A 17510-nucleotide genomic window follows, 5' to 3' on the forward strand; every position below is an offset into this window, starting at 1 on the left:
GATACACCAACTCTCTGAGTTAAATACAGATGCTGGAGTGATGAGGTGAAAATGGCTGACCAACCCGATCGAACACTTAATTTTTACGCATTATTAATTGGCATTGACTACTACTTACCCAATCGGTTGTACAAGAGTCTTAAAGGAGCCGTGCGTGACATTAATCTTGTAGCAAGCTACCTCTCCGAGACACTGAAGGTTCCATCCGAACGGATTTTTAAGCTGACTTCTCCGAATCCTGAAGTCGCTCAAACAATCGAGACCAAAGACCCGGAACCAACTTATGAAAATATTGTGGCAAAGTTTCATGTCATTACAGAAATAGCTCAGCCGGGAGAGCAGGTTTACATTCACTATTCTGGACATGGAGGACGGACGACAACCATCTATCCAGAATTGAAGGGGAATGACCAACTCGATGAGGGAATTGTGCCAATAGATGTTGGCAACGAATCTGGGCGCTACCTGCGGGATGTGGAATTGGCGACACTGTTGAAGCGGATGACGGACAAAGGGTTGATTGTCACCCTTGTCTTGGATAGCTGCCACTCTGGAGAAGCAACTAGAGGCGACGATGTTGCAATTCGAGGCCCCGGAGAAACCGACACAGCACTGCGAGACTCTGAAAGCTTGGTTGCCCAGCGACAAGAGTTGATCGCAAACTGGCACGCTCTGACTGATGGAATTCCTGCAAGTATTACCCCCGGGCAGTGGCTTCCTCAACCTAGAGATTATGTATTGCTAGCTGCCTGTCGTCCTAGCGAGTATGCCTACGAGTATGCGGTGAGTGGTAAGGAGCGACATGGGGCGCTGACGTACTGGATGATCGATACGTTAACCAGTAGCCCTTCAGGATTGACCTACAAAACATTGCACGATCGCGTCAGTGCGAAAATTCAAAGCAAGTTTCCTCAGAGGCCAATGCTGGTGGGCGAGAGCGATCGCTTTGTCTTCGGAGTTGAGCGCGGATCTTTACAATATGCCGTCAACGTGCTTGAGGTAATTGAGGAAGAGGTAACAGAGGCAGACTCAGAACCGAAGAAAGTCGTCAAGCAAGTTCGGCTGAATGCGGGGATGGCAAACGGTCTCAGTCCAGGTTATCGTTTCGCAATCTATGCGTTTGGCACGACAGATTTTACCCAGAAAAATCAGCAATTGGCGATCGTTGAAATTACCAAAGTTGGTGCTTCTGATGCCTGGGCAGATGTAATTGAAGTGCTACGTCAGGACAAGATTGACCAAGGTTCTCAAGCAGTGATGCTGTCAGCCCCTGTCGATTTGGTACGGGGAGTACGCCTTTTCAAAAAAGAGGTTGGTGAGAAAGACAATGAACTGCCTCAAGTTATTAAGGACAAGCAAGATAATGCACTCTCAGCAGTCGAGGAAGCACTGGCAGGAAATGGCTGGTTGAAACTGGCGGATGCACAACAAAAGGAAGATTATCTAGTTGCGGTTAATCAACTCGGTGAGTATGAGATTTGCGTTGGCACGCCCATTAAAAACCTGCTACCTGCCCTGAAGATTGAGCATTCTGAGGCTCCGCAACAGGTAGTACAGCGTCTGGTACATTTGGCAAAATATCAGGCAATTCAGGAGTTGAGCAATCAATTTTCTGAGTTGACTAATCAGCTAGAAGTGGAATTACTCACACAACCAAACTGGCTACCAGGGATGCCTAAAAAACCGCAGCCGTTTCCCGATCCAACTAATTTAGTTGTTAAATCTGGTGAGTACGCATTCTTGCGAATTAAGAATACTTCCTCTCAAGTTTTGAATGTTGCTGTGCTGGATCTCGAATCAAACTGGGCGGTTTCCCGCATTCAACTCCAAATACCAGAGGCGATTTTTTATCCATTCAATCCCAATCAAGAAATGTTAATTCCGCTTGCGATCAATCTCCAGGATACTGTGAAATATTCCAAAGGAGCCGAAACCTTGAAAGTTTTTGCGACTGTCAGACAGAATGATTTTCGTTGGCTGGAGTTGCCCTCACTTGATGAAGAAATTGCATCAAAGGCAGGACTCCAACGCGACCCCGATCCGCTTGGGATACTTTTGACTGCGGTTGGTGCTGATGTTGATGATGGACCCCCAACTCGCGCAGCAGTTCCGATTTTCGATCCGAGTCAGGAATGGACCACGAAGGAGATTCAAATATCGATCCTACGATAGATGTTTTATAGAAGGGGTCAATCCCCCTGTGTCAAGCGAAGCTATGGCGTAAGCTAATCGCCCCAGAGGACAGAGGGTAGCACGCAGGGCTGTTTCATTCTCGGTAGGGGTAGCACTACCCCTACTCCCCGTGCCGGCCCTCTTGGTCTGATCTGCCGATCGAATCCTCTAGGTCGGGGGTAGGCACGGGGGCACTACCCCTACAAAATTCATGTTTTTGCTGAGAATGAAACAGCCCTGGGGTAGCACGGGGGTCATTGGTGTCAACTTAAGGTAAAACCGATAGTCCGTCAGGGGTTGAAACCCCTGCCTCAAAGCGAAAGTCCTCTAAAAGAGGACTAATGAATGATTCAGTCCTCTTTTAGAGGACTTTCGGTATTAGACAGGGAATTCATTCCCTGGCGGGCTGCCGGGTGAGCGGGAGGACTGGCGGACTAAAAGCTTAAGTTGACACCAATGCACGGGGGTCAACCCCTACAAACTCTTACAAATCGTTTGGATGGGTTATATGTCACAATTCACAAATAGCTATGCTCTGGTTATTGGTATTAATGACTACAAAAACGGCATCTCTTCACTCAAAACTGCTGTCAATGACGCCACAAAAATCGCCCAACTTCTCGAAACCGAGCATGATTACACCGTTACTCTGCTTCGGGATGGCGAAGCTACCCGAAGCCAACTTCGGCAGGTATTAGAGATAGAACTGCCGAAACAAATTCAGGCGGGCGATCGCTTCCTCTTCTACTTTGCGGGACATGGGATTGCCCTCAACGGTGAGGATGGCCCTGAAGGCTATCTGATTCCTCAAAACGCTAAGTTGGGCAATGTTAGCACTTACCTGCCGATGTCAGAGGTGAATAAAGCCTTGCTTCAGCTTCCCTGCAGTCACTTTTTAGGCATTCTCGACTGTTGTTTTGCGGGTGCTTTTCGCTGGTCAAGCCTACGCAAAGCGATTCCTGTTGAACTGGTTACGATCCACAAAGAACGCTACGATCGCTTCATTCAAGACCCCGCATGGCAAGTCCTCACTTCGGCTGCCTACGATCAATCTGCATGGGATGCCTTTGACTTGAAAGACGATCGCGGACAAATTGGAAGCCATTCACCCTTTGCCTCTGCGTTGATAGAAGCACTTGAGGGTAAAGCCGATGCCTTTCCGCCAGCCGAACCCGGTAAGCCAGCCGGGGATGGTGTAATTACGGCATCTGAACTCTATGTGTATTTGCGCGATCGGGTTGAAGTTGCCACCGAAGCCCGTGCCATCCGGCAAACTCCTGGCATTCATTGCCTCAACAAACACGACAAAGGCGAGTACATTTTCCTGACACCAGGACACGCCCTGAATCTACCGCCCGCACCACCATTGGATGTTTCCAAAAATCCCTATCGTGGCTTGTTACCCTTTGAAGAGGAACACAACAAACTGTTTTTCGGTAGAAACGAACTAATAGAAAAGTTACAAAATATTGTCCAAACTAATCCTCTAACAGTGGTTTTGGGTGCTTCGGGTTGTGGTAAATCCAGTTTGGTAAAAGCCGGATTAATCCCCAAATTGAAACAGCAAAAAAGCGACAAATGGTGTATTCTATCACCAATACGCCCCGGAGCAACACCTTTTCAAGCCTTGAATAATGCGCTGATTGATGCCCAATTACCCAAAATTGAATTACAAAATCAACAAAAAACTCTGAGTCAAAGTATTGCGGTTTGGGCTAAAAATCATCCCGATTCCCATTTATTAATCTTTATAGATAAAAGCGAAGAAATAATTACACTCTGTCAAGCTCAGGATGAGCGCCCGGAATTTTTCCAACAAATACTTACAGCAATTGATGCCCATCGGGATAAATTACGAGTAGTGTTAAGCCTACGTTCTGACTTTGAAACCCAAGTCAGAGATGCTGGCTTAAAGTGTTTCCCCACAGTCCTTAAAAAAGAAGTAGGAAACACTGACACTGAGCTTAAAAAGCGTTGGCTCAACGGACGATTTATTGTACCAGCGATGACACGAGCGGAACTACGGGAAGCGATTGAGAAACCCGCTGAAGCACGGGTAATGTATTTTAAACCCCACGATTTAGTAGAACAATTAATTAATGAAGTGGCAGATATGCCGGGAGCATTGCCACTGCTTTCTTTCGCGTTGAGGGAACTTTATCTAAAGTATTTAAAGCGACAACGGGATGCACAAAATCGAGGAATAACAATTGACCGGGCGCTGACTCAAGAAGATTATCAAGCTTTGGGAGGAGTCATCCAATCACTAACTCAAAGAGCTGATGAGGAATATCAGGCGCTAGTTCAAGAAAATCCAGCTTATAGCCAAGTTATCCGTCATGTAATGCTGCGGATGGTAGGCCTGGCTGGGGGTGAATTAGCGCGCAGACAAGTCCCGTTATCGGAATTGGAATATCCGCCAGATAAAAATAGTTTAGTTAAGAAAGTAATTGAGCGTTTTAGCACAGCCAGGTTGTTAGTGAAAGGGCAAGATGCAGAGGGAAATCCCTACGTGGAACCAGCCCATGATGCTTTGGTGCGGGCTTGGCAAAAGCTGCTGAATTGGGTAAAAGAGGAGAAAGATTTAGCACTGCAAAGGCGTTTAACTCCATCCGCTTTAGAGTGGAACGCTGGGCAACAGGCAAAGTTTCTTTGGAATGCTAATCCCTATTTGGATGTATTGAATAAGGAGGTACTCAACTCCCCTGATAATAATTGGTTAAACCAGGTAGAAACTGAGTTTGTGCAGTACAGTTTGCAAAAAAGGCGAAACAGTCAGCGTAGTTTGGTTGCCACTGTGACTGGAGTCATTCTCGCTCTAAGTGGATTTGCAGTTTTTGCTGGATATCAGTGGAGACAAGCAGAAATAGGACTAATTAAGGCTTTGACACAATCTTCAAAAGCTAATTTCGCGGCGAATAAAAATTCTTTTGATGCCCTGATTGATGTACTGACAGCTACTAAGAGTTTGCAACAATTACCTTGGGGCAGCACAGACCAAAAACTCCAGACTAATGTTCTCACAGCTTTGGCGGAATCTGTGAGCTGGGTAAGGGAGGAAAACCGCTTGCAAGGGCATCTTGATGCTGTTAGGAATGTTAGTTTTAGCCCGGATGGTCAAATGTTTGCTACAGCTAGCTACGATCGCACAGTTAAGTTGTGGCGACGGGATGGAAGTCCAGTAGTCAAAACTTTGTCAGGACATACAGACGCGGTGATGAGCGTCAGTTTTAGCCCTGATGGGAAGATGATTGCTTCCGGCAGTCGAGATGGAACAGTCAGACTTTGGGACAGCAACGGCAACCTGATACTGGTTATTCATGCTCATAATAATTATCCGGTGATGAGTATCAGTTTTAGTCCAGATGGAAAAACAATCGCTACTGCCAGTCGTGATAAAACCGTAAAACTCTGGCGGCTGGACGGTAAATTGATTAATACCCTTAAAGGACATCAAGACTTGGTAAGGCAAGTGGGTTTTAGTCCTCAAGGCGATCGGATTATCACAGTCAGTGATGATAAAACCGTAAAACTGTGGAGCCAGGATGGCAAGACACTACTAAAAACTCTCGACAAGCATTCTGATCTTGTTACAAGTGCAGATTTCAGTAGTGATGGTCAGTTTTTTGCCACTGGTAGCCTAGATGGAACAGTCAAAATATGGAGTCGAGAGGGGCAACCTTTAAAGACTCTTCTACATCCTGGAGAGGAGGTATGGAGCGTGAGTGTCAGTCGAGATGGACAAACCATTGCTTCTGGCACTAAAGATGGAACCGTAAGACTACGGGCACAAGATGGCAGATTACTGGATACTTGGGTAGGTCATAACGGGCCCATTTCCTGTGTTACTTTTAGTCCAGATGGACAGACGCTGGCAACTGTAGGTCACGATAACATCACGAAGCTTTGGCAGCTCGATCGAAAGTGGTTAACTGTTTTGTTTGGACATCAGAAAGACGTACATTCGGTTAAATTTAGCCCAGATGGTAAACGGATTGCCAGTGCAAGCTCTGATGGAACAGTGAGGATCTCGAATCGAGAAGGTAAGCTACTTTTGACTCTGAAAGGACACAACAGTAAGGTGAACGCCGTTAGCTTTAGTCCTGATGGAAACACGATTGCTAGTGGCAGCGATGACAACAAAATCAAGATTTGGGGAGTAGATGGACTAATCCAAAGAACACTGAAAGGGCATAGTGATAGGGTCATATCTGTTAACTTCAGTCATGACGGACAGACAATTGCCTCTGCCAGTGCTGATCGAACCGCGAAACTTTGGAGTTTGGAAGGTAAAGAACTGAGCACCCTAAGAGGACACAAGAATAGAGTGTTGAGTGTGGCTTTTAGTCCTGATGGACAAACAATGGCTACTGCTGGTGATGACACAACGGTAAAGTTATGGAGTTTGGGGGGACAAGAACTCAAAACCATCACAGGACATACCAGTGAAATTCGGTCTGTTAGTTTTAGTCCTGATGGAACAAAAATCGTTACGGCTAGTGATGACCAGACAATCAAACTTTGGCACCGAGATGGAAGGTTAATCACCACACTCAGCGGACACACTGCTCAGGTGCTTGATGCCAGCTTTAGTCCTGATGGAAAAAAGATCGCCTCTGCGAGTATGGATGGGACAATAAAGCTTTGGCAACCGGATGGAACGTTAATCACCTCCCTGAGTGGACATACTGCGGGGGTGTATGCGGTGAATTTCAGTCCCGATAGCAAATGGTTAGCCTCTGCCGGGGCAGATCGAGTTGTTTTGCTATGGAATGTGTCAGATATGAGTTTTCAGGGGTTGTTAAAGAAAGGATGCAACCATATCCACAATTACTTGCAAACTCAACCAAAAAAATTAAAAGAATTATGTAATTGAGCTCAGTTTTGCAAGTTAACTATTAAGTTAACTCCCGTTTATGTATGTAAAAATACAGTAATTTTGCTGGGTTTGTAGGTACGCAAAACCGGGTTTCTTAAAAAAAACAAGTTTGTGGGCAAGAAACCTGAAGAAACCCGGTTTCTGGGCGGTACTTCATAAAAGAACAATTTGCTGTATGTGTTGGATTCTCCCCACTATTTATTTTAGTTTCCGACTCCTTGGTTGGGGTTTTCACCTTTTTTAGGCGGCGATTTTACTCGATTGGGGTTTCCGCCTCCTCTAGGATCGTCGTCTTTTAGAGGATCGCTTAAGGCCTCTGAGTGACTTCCTTGTGGCTTTTTCTCCATTAAACGGAACTTCTTGGTTGTGGTTCCGACTCCTCCAGGCTGACCGATCTCAAGTTCATCTTCTCTGATTGGATCGAGATAAAGGATATAGTCACGCCATTTTGTGTTATTTAGTTCTTGAATAGCAAGTTGTTCGTTTTTGTCGAGTTCTAGATGTGCAATACTTTCAGTCTTTTCGATTTTTATGAGAACAGAATTTTTCGTTATTTGAATTGTACCGTAGGGTGAAAAAAGCTCGTCCAAATCGGATTTGGTGACATTAACTGGTAAGCCGCTAACCTTTATCATTGTGAACTACCTCTGATTAATCAAGGTGACAACCAACTATTCGGGGCAATATTATAAAACCAAGAACACAAGGAGATGACAGAGAAGGTTTTAAAATTGACTCAATTCTTTTTTTTCTCATTATACTTTAGACGTTCCAGGATATTCCCCAACCATATTAAATTTTTGTTGCCTTTTATTTACTTTTATTAAATTAGGGAATAAAAGTAAACAAATAGTGCGATCGCCATCTCTGCGACGATTATAGAATCGATTATCGCCTTACCCTATAATTTCTGTTGCTAATTCAAGTTTGTAGCTCAGATTGCAGGTTTTACCAAGCTTTTCTCCCAAGTCTCGCAAATTCCAGTAGCCAGGTATTTGGAAACTTTTTTAATGATTAGAGTTGCAACAAGAGTCGCCACAGCAGGAGCTAACCCAACTCCACTGACTAAAACAGGAGCCAACATCCCAGCCGCTGTGGTATAGTTCTGATTTATTGTTTCATCTAAAATCTTCCGAGTCTCTGCATCGTCTCCGAGGGGTTTGCACATAAGTTCGTAAACTAACGGGTTTACGCGATCGACAAGCTGCCGACCAGCATCTAAAAATCTTGGATCGATCGCTGCTCTAGCCGCAAAGTTCACATCAATAGATTCCAACGATGCTGGGTCTACCCCTCTTGCTCCACGTCCAGCAACATCATCCCCTATGGCTTGTACGCGAGAGCCGAGTTGAGCTTCCAATACATCATCATCCAGCTCCCACAAACTTGCTACAATGGCTTCAACTTCGGTCATTTCTACTTATCTCCCGGTTTTAGTTAACAAGACTATTACTGATTATTCTGGGAATATACAAAAATCTCCGGAAACCAATCAAGGTAGTTTAATCAAAATATAGTGATATTTCAAAAATCTCAACTATTCTTATCATTTTTTGATTGAGCGACTATCTGTCTGGAGATGAGCCGTGTTCGCGACTAATATCATTCCGGCACCGCCGGAATGATATTACCCAACAAAAGAAGCCGGGGGTAGCGCGCGAGATCGTTTTACTTTTAATTAGAACGACCTACTTAATTACTAACCTCAGCCATTTCAATCACGCGACCATCGTAATCCTTGACCAAAAAATTCAGCGGCTTTTCCCGGCGAATTTTATAACTAATGCCGCGAGTTTGTACCCTCATCAATAGCTGATCCAAACAATCGCGATCGAAACAAACGTGACGCGGGCGATTTTTTTCCCCTGCACCGGCCCCGCTAATAATGTGCAGTTGGGTATTTTTCATCAACTGATACCACAAACCATCGGGACTCCCCATTGTTTGAGATGTCGTTGCCCTCCCGACATTCGGCGACAAATACAGCGGATCAATACCAGTTGTCCCCAAAGTTTGCTCGTAATTGTAGTAGTAGTGCAGCGGCACTTCTGCTACGGGCAGGTTTAGCATACCTTCATAGAACTCCCTCGCTTGTCCGAGATCCGATACCATCACCGTGTGTACCTTCGGAGCACTGGTGAGAAACATCCACATCGCCCCCGCATAGGCCGCCAGCAGCATCACCATAATCCCTTGAGTCGAAAACAAGCTGTCAAGGGGCAGGAACGGCAAAAAAGAGCTCAAGTACAAAGGCCGAAGTCCAAAAGCAATAAAACTAACTGCTAGAGTCATGAATTATAAGAAAGGGTAAACAACGAAATTTATCAAGATTGCAGTCGCGATCGCCCGCGAGACTTAAACTATTAGCTTAGCCATCTATGTTAGCAAAAACTAGCGGTTAGGCCCTACCCGATGAAAGTCTTTGTCTACGGCACACTCAAACCGGGGGAGTGCAACTACCTCCGCTACTGCGAAGGAAAAGTTGTGAATGCTTACCCCGCGATCGCCCGCGGTCAACTTTTTGCGCTGCCGATCGGCTATCCTGCGATGATGGCCGGAGATGGCACAGTCTGCGGTTTTCTCCTCTGTTTCGCTTCCTCGGCTATTTTGGACGATTTAGACCGATTGGAAGACTATCATCCGCTGCGGGAACCGACACAAAACGAATATCAGCGGCAGGAAATTGAAATCTTCGATCGACACCTCAAACCTTTAGGCACGGCTTGGGCTTACTTCATGTTACCCGATCGCGTTCGTTCTCTAGGAGGCATCTGGCTGCCCGACGGCACGTGGGAAAATAGGTTTTTCACCAAATAAGGTGGTTAATGCCGATGAGCTTAGGAAATTGCCATTGCCGTGCGATTCGGCGGATCGAACCTGTAACCGTAACCCCGAATAGTTTTAATCAACTGCGACGCATTAGCATCAACTTGAATCATTTTCTTGCGAATCTGGCCGATATGCACGCTAACAACTTTCTCTTCTCCTGTGTCGTCGCAGTTCCACCCCCAGATTTTTTCGATTAGCTGTTGGCGACTCCAAGATTGATTGGAATGACTTGCCAAAAAATACAATATCTTAAATTCCAAGGCTGTTAACTTGATAATGCGATCGTTGAGTGTTGCTTCCCGACGCGCTGAATCGATCGCGAATTGATCGAATACAATACGTGATGAAGTGACAGGCCTCATCCGTCTCAACACAACTTCTATACGAATTGCCAACTCCGCCAAACCAAAGGGTTTGCAGATATAGTCATCAGCACCTGCAGACAGGACTTTAAGTTTATCAGCTTCGTCTGTGCGGCTGCTTAGCATAATCACAAAAACATTAGTACGGCGCTGCATTTCCTGGCAGAGGTGATAGCCTGTAGTATCCGGCAAATTCCAATCAAGAACTACTAGCAGTGGCTTTAATTTCTCAAACAATTCTAAAGCCGTCTCGCCATCTGGTGCCGAATCAACTTGATATTTCTGATTTAAAAAACGATGAACTAGATTGCGGATGGCTGCGTCACTCGATTTTAGATTTTAGATTTTAGATTTTAGATTTTAGAATTGACCGAAAGCATCCACAACGAGAATCTTGGGAGTAGTATCAGTAGTCCTAACAAAAAAGTTTCTTCCTAGCGTCAATTTCAACCGGGCAATTACAGCACAGCTTTAGTGAAGCAAAAATCCCAGATCGTTCCAACTAATACAGACTTTTTTGGGGCAATTCTTCTTTCAACTTCGCTTGGAAGTCAAAAGGTTCTCCCCAATCCCAAATTTTTACTTCTAGGTGTTGGTTAAATACCATTATTTCCAGCTCTATCGGAGTTTCTAATGGCAGATTTTTGTGAGCGTGGCGAACAGCATTCGTAAACCCTTCAATCACAGCAAGTTTACACTGATGCAAAACGACTAGGGGAATTATTGGTAGAGGATCTAGCTGTTCAACCCATGATAAAACTTGAGCAACAGCCTTGATATCAGTATTTATTTCAAGCCTAAATTGGTGAAGTGGCTGGTTAGAACTTGGCTCGGATTGGGGAAGTCGTTGCTTTTGAAACCCGAAATTAAAGCTGGTTAAAACATCGATTGCGCGCTTAAAAAAACCATCTTCAATGCTGCGTTGGGATGGTACTAGACCAGGCTGCTGATAATATTTTACAATGAACAGACAGTTTCGGCCGTCAGAAGTGCGGGTATAACTTAGCTCATCGGCAATTTTGCCAATAATTTTTATACCTATCCCACCTGACGGAATTTCATCTATGTTATCTATCATGGTGCTATCCTTTGTCATCATTTAATGTGTACTTTTTTACCTAAAAAAGACAGTGGCATTCTGAACGATTAAGTTTGCATGATTTATGCCTGACTTTTCCCGTATGCCGTGCAGTTGTTGTCCCAATCATTTTCTCTTTTTTGCTCGGCGCTTGACAAACTCAGTTTGCGATCGCTAAACTGAGCGAAAACTGAGATTGACAATTAGATAAGTAAATTATACAATGACCACCCTCAAAGCCTCTGAAGAGGGATTAGTAAAAATTAAGCAAGCTAGAAGAGAAAGGGGCTCGACTATAGAAGACCCGATATGGCTAGTAGAAGCTAGTCAAAAATTAGAGCCCGATCGAACTTGGACTATTGCCGGGCCCTATGCCGATGGCCTCTCGCTGCCAACTTGGAGGCGTTTTTTAGGAGGAATAGACCCAATTAAAGCCAATGCTTTCAGGGCTTTCTGCACGGTTTTGCAGTTGAATTGGGAAGAAATTGTCGATCGTCCTCCTTTAGCCCCCCCTTACCAAGGGGGGGTTGGGGGGGTTAGAGATTTTTGCCAACAGGATATTGATTCGGTAGTGCAAGAGATCCGGCAAAAATGCCACAGCAAAATCCAACAGCTTTACAGCAAAATGCAACTGTTGGATATTGCACAGCCCGTTGATCTCAGCAACCTCTACGTTGAAGTCAACATTTTGGAGGAAATTACCAGTTGACAGCCGGGAGAAATTAGCGACTTATTGAGAGACTTCAATCCCGATGCAGATAACTTGAACCGCTTAGGTTTAGGTAAAGTACGCCAGAAACGAGTATCAGGATTGGATGCGGTGAAATCTCACTCTAAACTGATGGTACTCGGCAAACCGGGTTCCGGTAAAACTACTTTTTTGAAACACATTGCCATTCAGTGCGATCGCGCAAAATTTGAAACAAACAAAATACCGATTTTTATCCCCCTAAGAACCTTTGCTGAAATCCCTAATCTTGACTTATTAGAATATATCAGCGACGAATTTGCCAGTTGCGGAGTTGAGGCGCGATCGCAAACTGAATTCGCACTCAGTCAAGGCAGAGGCTTGATTTTATTGGACGGCTTAGATGAAGTGCCAGAATCAGATAGCGATGCAGTCGTCAGACAGATTCGTCAGTTTGTCCAAAAGTATTACAACAATCAGTTTATTATTACCTGTCGAATTGCAGCTTCTAAGTACAGATTTCACGACGCAGGATTTACCAATGTTGAGGTAGCCGATTTTAATAATAAGCAAATCGCTGCCTTTGCTCGCAATTGGTTTGTGGCTTTTTCCCAGAATAAGGAGGCAGGGAAAGCTTTAGCGTCTCAATTTGTAGAGCAGCTAAAAATGAATAAAAATCAGCAAATCCGAGAATTGGCAGTAACGCCTATCTTGTTGAATCTGACTTGTTTAGTATTCCAAGCCAAAGCAGATTTCCCATCCAACCGAGCCAAGTTGTATGAGGAAGGACTGGAAATTATGCTCAGAAAATGGGATGAAACTAGAGGCATTCAACGGGATGAAGTTTATCGCTATTTAAATTTGTGCCGCCAGAAACATTTACTTGCTTTTGTGGCAGCTATTACTTTTGATCGGGGCGATTATTTTGTTGAAAAAAACACAGTTCAGCAATTGATTGCCGACTATCTAGCTAACTGACCCGATGCCACAACTGACCGCGTTCAGTTGGAGAACCATAGTGAGGTTGTCCTGAAGGCGATCGAGGCACAACATGGATTATTAGTGGAAAGGGCAAGAGGGATTTATTCGTTTTCTCATCTAACATTCCCAGAGTATTTTACTGCTACAAAAATAGTTAACAACTCCACTCCACAAGCTTTGGAAAAAATGCTCAGCCACGTAACCGAGAAGCGTTGGCGAGAAGTTTTGTTGTTAGCAGTTGAGATGTTGCCAAAAGCTGATGATTTTTTACTGTTAATGAAACAACAAGTTGATGGACTGGTCGCTGAGGACGAGGAGTTACAGCAATTCCTACTGTGGGTAAACCAAAAATCCATTTCTGTTGATTTCCCCTACAAACCTGCGGCAGTGAGATTCTTTTACTTTTCCCTTCTCCCATCCCTTGAGCTTGCTCTTAATCGTAACCCTGAACGTTTCCTTGACCCAGCCCTTTACCTTGCCGTTAAACATACCTTTGACTCTGCTATTGAACTTACCCTTGACCTTGTTCTTGACCTTGCCATTTTGCCTGTAATCGACGGTGCTATTGACCCAGCCCTTAGTCTTTCCCACGACATTCTTCTTGTCCCTGTTGTTGAACCTGAATTGATGCAAGCACTGCAAGAACTTAAGAAACAGCTACCTCACTCAGATGGTGACAAGGAAATATTTAGGCAATGGTGGCAAGCTAACGGACAAGTTTGGACTAGGGAATTAAGACAAATCATAATTTATTATCGCAATATAGGTCACGATTGGGAATTTAGCCAACAGCAGAAGTCATTGCTGAGGAAGTATTACGATGCTAATAAATTGCTGGTATATTGCCTCAATAGCGCTTCTAATGTATCTCCGGCTGTGCGACAGGAAATTGAGGAGACATTGCTGTTACCGATCGCACATATCCAAAAAATCGGTGACAAGTGCGATCGAGTTTAATTGCTCCCCATCGCCATCCCCTTCGCCTTTACACGGAGAGAGCCAGTGGAAATGATATAATGGCTAAAAGTTATTAGAAGTAAAGCGCATGAACATTACTCTAAAACCTGACCATAATAAATTCATTGAAGCGCAAGTCAAAAGTGGCAAATATTCTTCGGTGGATGAGGTAATTGCTGCGGCGTTGGAACTACTCGCAGACAGAAGCGATCGGCAACAGAGCGATCTTTATCAAGAATGGGTCGATGAAACTCGTCCAAAAGTAGCGGCAGGACTAGCTCAGCTTGAACGCGGCGAAGGAATTGATGGGGAGACAGTTATAACTAGATTGCGGGAAAAATTTCGCAAAATGCGGGAAAATCAACAATGAGCCGCTACATTATTTCCCCTGAAGCCTGTCGCGATCTCAATGAAATTACCGATTACTTTGCAACTAGGAATATAGATGCAGGTGAACAATTTATTGAAGACTTTGATAAAAAGTGTCGTAATTTAGTTAAGTTCCCCAATATAGGGCGCAGTTACGAGGAACTAGCTCCTTTTGTGCGGGGAATTCCTATCAGGGGTTACATAATTCTTTATCGGGCGCTGGACAACTTAATTGAAATTGTTCGGATCGTGAGGGGAGAACGGGATTTACCTTCTCTATTTTCTGATGAGGACGAGTGAAATTGCTGGTAGATTGCCTTAATAGCGCTTCTAATGTGTCTCCTGCTGTGCCGCAGGAAATTGAGGAGACATTGCTGTTGCCGATCGCAAATATCCAAAAAACCGGTGACAAGTACGCGCGTGCGAAGCTATCCCGTAGGGAATCGCCCGGTCTAATTCCACTCGCTACCTACTAGGATATTAAGATGCGATCGCCCCACAATTCGTCATTCAAAGCCGAGAAAGCGTCAAAGGATATATCCACCTTGAAAAACTGGGAAAAACGGCAAAAAGCCCCCTTTTTTAGGGAGCTGAGCAACTTCAGTTATGCTCAAAACAGAAATCCTACTGCGCCTTTGGCAATTACTTTTGAGGGGTTGCTACACCAACTTTGGGAATCTCCATTATCGGTGCATTCACCCCAAGCATCAAATCGTTAGGATTAACCATCTCCACCAGAGGCTCGTTCAAAGCCATAATCAAACCGTCTGATTCAGCAGGAACCGGCGATCGAGCAAACTGAGGAGCAAACAATTGGCGGCCGCCACCGACACCAGACACCACCGCAATCAACAAAGCTGCGATCGCACTGCCACCCAAAATCCAAGTTCGTTTCGGCTTGCGTTCCACCCGCTGCAAAACCTTCGCCGCCAACTCCTCGGCAGATTGTTCCGCAGCCGGCACCGGCATTGCCTGAAAACTCTGCTGCATCATCAGCAGTCGCGAGTACAAACGTTTCGTAGTGGGGTCATTTGTCAGCCACTCCTCAACTTGCCGGCGTTCTGTCGCCGTCACTTCACCGTCGAGATAGGCACTTAGCAATTCAAAGCGATCGCGCATCATAGTAGTTACATTGCCCTGGGCATAATTGTTGTTAACTTCAGTTTCAGCGAGTGCATCCCCCACGCCTTGCTGATTCTGATTTTTATCGGATTCAAAGTTACCACTCATAATTTCAGACTTGCTCTAATTGGGGAATCACGCACTCGGTATTAGAATGATTTACTGCTTACTTATATTTTAAAAGAGAAGTTTTGATGTCACAGCAAACTTCACCAAATCTTCTTAACCCGCCTCTGAAATTACTCTTGCTAATTACCATCGAGATATTTTTGCAATTCCAACTGCAATCTTTGGCGAGCTCTAGCAATTCTCGACTTGACAGTTCCCAGAGAAACTCCGGTCATTTCGGCTATTTCCTCATAGGCTAAACCTTCTATTTCTCTCAAAACAATTGTCGTGCGGAATACTTCCGGCAAATCTGCGATCGCCACCCGCAACTGGTCGTAAAATTCTCTAGTCGTCAAATCTTCATCAGGCCCCGGACTGTCGGCCGGAATTTCCCAATCAACCTCGCCATCTTCCAGAGTACGGGGTACGTCCAGCGACAGCGGAGTTCGCACCCGCTTGCGCTTCCGCAACTCATCGTAAAACAAATTAGTGGCGATGCGGCTCAGCCAGCCCCGAAATTTAACAGGCTCTTGCAAGCGGTTAATATTGCGGTAGACCCGAATCCACACTTCCTGAGCCAAGTCTGCTCTGTCTTGCCAGTCAGGGGCCAAGTGATAGAGAACCCTGTCTACGTGGGACTGATACCGCTTCAACAGTTCTGAAAAGGCCGTGGTCTCAGGTCGATTTCCTTCCTGACACCGCAACACCAAGTCATAATTAGAGAGTTTTTCGGCTGGCAATTGCACTCTTTGAACGGTCGCCACAACCGCAGACCAGGACACGGAAATAAAGTCGCTCATCGGTGGAATTGGCTCATCGAACATTCCACACTTTTTGACGTTAGGGGATCGTAACAAGTTCCCCTCTTCAATCTCAAATCTCAAATGGATTGACTAATGCCCGACAACCTCGCACGCTCCAATACTAACCCAACTGCTAGAACCGTCAGCCCAATGTTCCTTTTTCCAAATCGGTACATTGTGTTTGAGCGTATCTATGGCGTACTGGCAAGCTGCAAAGGCTGAGTCCCGGTGGGGACAGCCAACAGCCACCAATACGCTGATTTCTCCCACCTGCAAGTGTCCGACACGGTGGTGAATAACAACCCGATTGACATCAGTCCACTGGCGGCGGATTTCAGTAGCAATTTGCTGGAATACTCGCACCGCCATCGGTTCATAAGCTTGGTACTCTAGGGAAACTACAGCTTGACCGTTAGTTTGGTTGCGGACGGTACCGCTCATCATTACCACGGCTCCGTTGGCGGGGTCATCTGCCAAAGCGTATATTTCCTCTACAGACAACGGCGCTATGGTAATGGCGAAGCTGTCTGATTCATGGCGTTGAGGAATTGTGCCGAGAGAAAGTGCAGCGAAGGAGTTCATTGCGAAAGAAGTGGTGCTGGAGAACTCGATCGATCTTGACACAAATCAAGTCGCGATGGATTTGTCTTGCATTCTTGTCGGGGGCACTGGGAGGCTAATCTTGAGACCCATCTTGTAGCACGGGCTCCTGGCCCGACGCCATCGCCCCGAACTTCTGCACCAGTGCGATCGGCTACAATATAACTCGCCCGAACCTAATGAAGACCGTGATTGAAGACGAGCAGGATGCTTTTTTATCTAATTAACTGCCGATATTGCTGTAGCAACTCAATAAATAAGCACACCCCATAAGTAGTGTCATTCGTAACTCAGTACAAGCAATTCCCCACCCCAATCCATAACTTCGTTCCCTTTTTAATGACACAGTTAAGTTTAATTCTGCCCGGAGTTCTGATCCGCGTCGGCAAAATTTTTAACAGCCGATGTAAACTTTATTTATTTTTTTGTTCCGGAAAGCTACATCAATGACATGATATACCTGTGCATGGTTCAGGAACATTAGCCAATACTCGGCAACAGCAAGACCTTAACGCCCTTTTGTGGCTTTTATGAAACATAAGTTAATAATTTGGGCTGTTAA

General features: G+C 45.2%; 17 protein-coding genes. 9 read left to right on the forward strand and 8 right to left on the reverse strand.

All coding sequences use genetic code 11. The features are described from left to right. Window positions 1-51 precede the first annotated feature (51 nt). Both QT992_RS05595 and QT992_RS05600 read left to right on the forward strand, forming a co-directional pair. Entirely contained in the window at window positions 52-2172 is a 2121-nt protein-coding gene (locus tag QT992_RS05595) for a caspase family protein (RefSeq protein WP_333376699.1), read from the forward strand. A 508-nt stretch (window positions 2173-2680) separates the two neighbouring features. Next, on the forward strand, window positions 2681-7048 hold the full coding sequence (locus QT992_RS05600; RefSeq protein WP_333376701.1) for an nSTAND1 domain-containing NTPase: 4368 nt from the start codon (window positions 2681-2683) through the stop codon (window positions 7046-7048). A 206-nt stretch (window positions 7049-7254) separates the two neighbouring features. On the opposite strand, the gene QT992_RS05605 is transcribed toward QT992_RS05600, so the two are convergent. The 3 genes from QT992_RS05605 to QT992_RS05615 all read right to left on the reverse strand — a co-directional run bounded on the left by QT992_RS05605 (window position 7255) and on the right by QT992_RS05615 (window position 9343). Continuing rightward, a complete protein-coding gene (locus QT992_RS05605) occupies window positions 7255-7686 on the reverse strand; it encodes a hypothetical protein (RefSeq protein WP_333376703.1) in 432 nt (143 codons plus the stop codon). A gap of 299 nt (window positions 7687-7985) precedes the next feature. Continuing rightward, window positions 7986-8465, reverse strand: a complete 480-nt coding sequence (locus QT992_RS05610; protein WP_333376705.1) for a hypothetical protein — start codon at window positions 8463-8465, stop codon at window positions 7986-7988. Between the two features lie 278 nt (window positions 8466-8743). Next, window positions 8744-9343 carry a glyoxalase-like domain protein gene (locus QT992_RS05615; RefSeq protein WP_333321567.1) on the reverse strand — a complete coding sequence of 200 codons (600 nt, stop codon included), beginning with the start codon at window positions 9341-9343 and terminating at the stop codon, window positions 8744-8746. A gap of 120 nt (window positions 9344-9463) precedes the next feature. Between QT992_RS05615 and QT992_RS05620 the strand changes: the two genes are divergently transcribed. Then, complete coding sequence (locus tag QT992_RS05620; RefSeq protein WP_333376707.1) at window positions 9464-9868, forward strand: gamma-glutamylcyclotransferase; 405 nt, start codon at window positions 9464-9466, stop codon at window positions 9866-9868. 20 nt (window positions 9869-9888) lie between these two features. Here QT992_RS05620 and QT992_RS05625 read toward each other — a convergent pair whose 3' ends face one another. Together QT992_RS05625 and QT992_RS05630 are read right to left on the reverse strand one after the other, a co-directional pair. Next, window positions 9889-10557, reverse strand: a complete 669-nt coding sequence (locus QT992_RS05625) for a response regulator transcription factor (RefSeq protein WP_333321581.1) — start codon at window positions 10555-10557, stop codon at window positions 9889-9891. A gap of 187 nt (window positions 10558-10744) precedes the next feature. Then, a complete protein-coding gene (locus tag QT992_RS05630) occupies window positions 10745-11320 on the reverse strand; it encodes an ATP-binding protein (RefSeq protein ID WP_333321563.1) in 576 nt (191 codons plus the stop codon). A gap of 223 nt (window positions 11321-11543) precedes the next feature. Between QT992_RS05630 and QT992_RS05635 the strand changes: the two genes are divergently transcribed. The 6 genes from QT992_RS05635 (at window position 11544) to QT992_RS05660 (ending at window position 14791) form a co-directional block, all read left to right on the forward strand. After that, complete coding sequence (locus tag QT992_RS05635) at window positions 11544-12029, forward strand: hypothetical protein (protein WP_333321561.1); 486 nt, start codon at window positions 11544-11546, stop codon at window positions 12027-12029. A 24-nt stretch (window positions 12030-12053) separates the two neighbouring features. Beyond that, complete coding sequence (locus QT992_RS05640; protein ID WP_333321559.1) at window positions 12054-12986, forward strand: NACHT domain-containing protein; 933 nt, start codon at window positions 12054-12056, stop codon at window positions 12984-12986. A 27-nt stretch (window positions 12987-13013) separates the two neighbouring features. Continuing rightward, window positions 13014-13946: an NACHT C-terminal helical domain 2-containing protein gene (locus tag QT992_RS05645; RefSeq protein ID WP_333321557.1), complete on the forward strand. Its 933-nt coding sequence runs from the start codon at window positions 13014-13016 to the stop codon at window positions 13944-13946. A gap of 88 nt (window positions 13947-14034) precedes the next feature. After that, window positions 14035-14316 (forward strand): type II toxin-antitoxin system ParD family antitoxin, encoded by a 282-nt coding sequence (locus tag QT992_RS05650; protein ID WP_333339511.1) that lies wholly within the window; start codon window positions 14035-14037, stop codon window positions 14314-14316. Further along, on the forward strand, window positions 14313-14615 hold the full coding sequence (locus QT992_RS05655) for a type II toxin-antitoxin system RelE/ParE family toxin (protein WP_333339508.1): 303 nt from the start codon (window positions 14313-14315) through the stop codon (window positions 14613-14615). Before QT992_RS05650 ends, QT992_RS05655 begins: the two co-directional genes overlap by 4 nt. Beyond that, window positions 14612-14791, forward strand: a complete 180-nt coding sequence (locus tag QT992_RS05660) for an NACHT C-terminal helical domain 2-containing protein (RefSeq protein ID WP_333339505.1) — start codon at window positions 14612-14614, stop codon at window positions 14789-14791. Before QT992_RS05655 ends, QT992_RS05660 begins: the two co-directional genes overlap by 4 nt. Window positions 14792-14957: 166 nt before the next feature. On the opposite strand, the gene QT992_RS05665 is transcribed toward QT992_RS05660, so the two are convergent. The 3 genes from QT992_RS05665 to QT992_RS05675 form a co-directional block, all read right to left on the reverse strand. Next, window positions 14958-15545, reverse strand: a complete 588-nt coding sequence (locus QT992_RS05665; RefSeq protein ID WP_333339503.1) for a zf-HC2 domain-containing protein — start codon at window positions 15543-15545, stop codon at window positions 14958-14960. A 140-nt stretch (window positions 15546-15685) separates the two neighbouring features. After that, window positions 15686-16345 (reverse strand): sigma-70 family RNA polymerase sigma factor, encoded by a 660-nt coding sequence (locus QT992_RS05670; protein ID WP_041622468.1) that lies wholly within the window; start codon window positions 16343-16345, stop codon window positions 15686-15688. A gap of 93 nt (window positions 16346-16438) precedes the next feature. Then, window positions 16439-16930 (reverse strand): molybdenum cofactor biosynthesis protein MoaE, encoded by a 492-nt coding sequence (locus QT992_RS05675; RefSeq protein ID WP_333339543.1) that lies wholly within the window; start codon window positions 16928-16930, stop codon window positions 16439-16441. Between the last annotated feature and the right edge of the window lie 580 nt (window positions 16931-17510).

The sequence above is a fragment of the Microcoleus sp. T3_D1 genome (genome assembly GCF_036700405.1).
Classification (GTDB): Bacteria; Cyanobacteriota; Cyanobacteriia; order Cyanobacteriales; family Microcoleaceae; genus Microcoleus.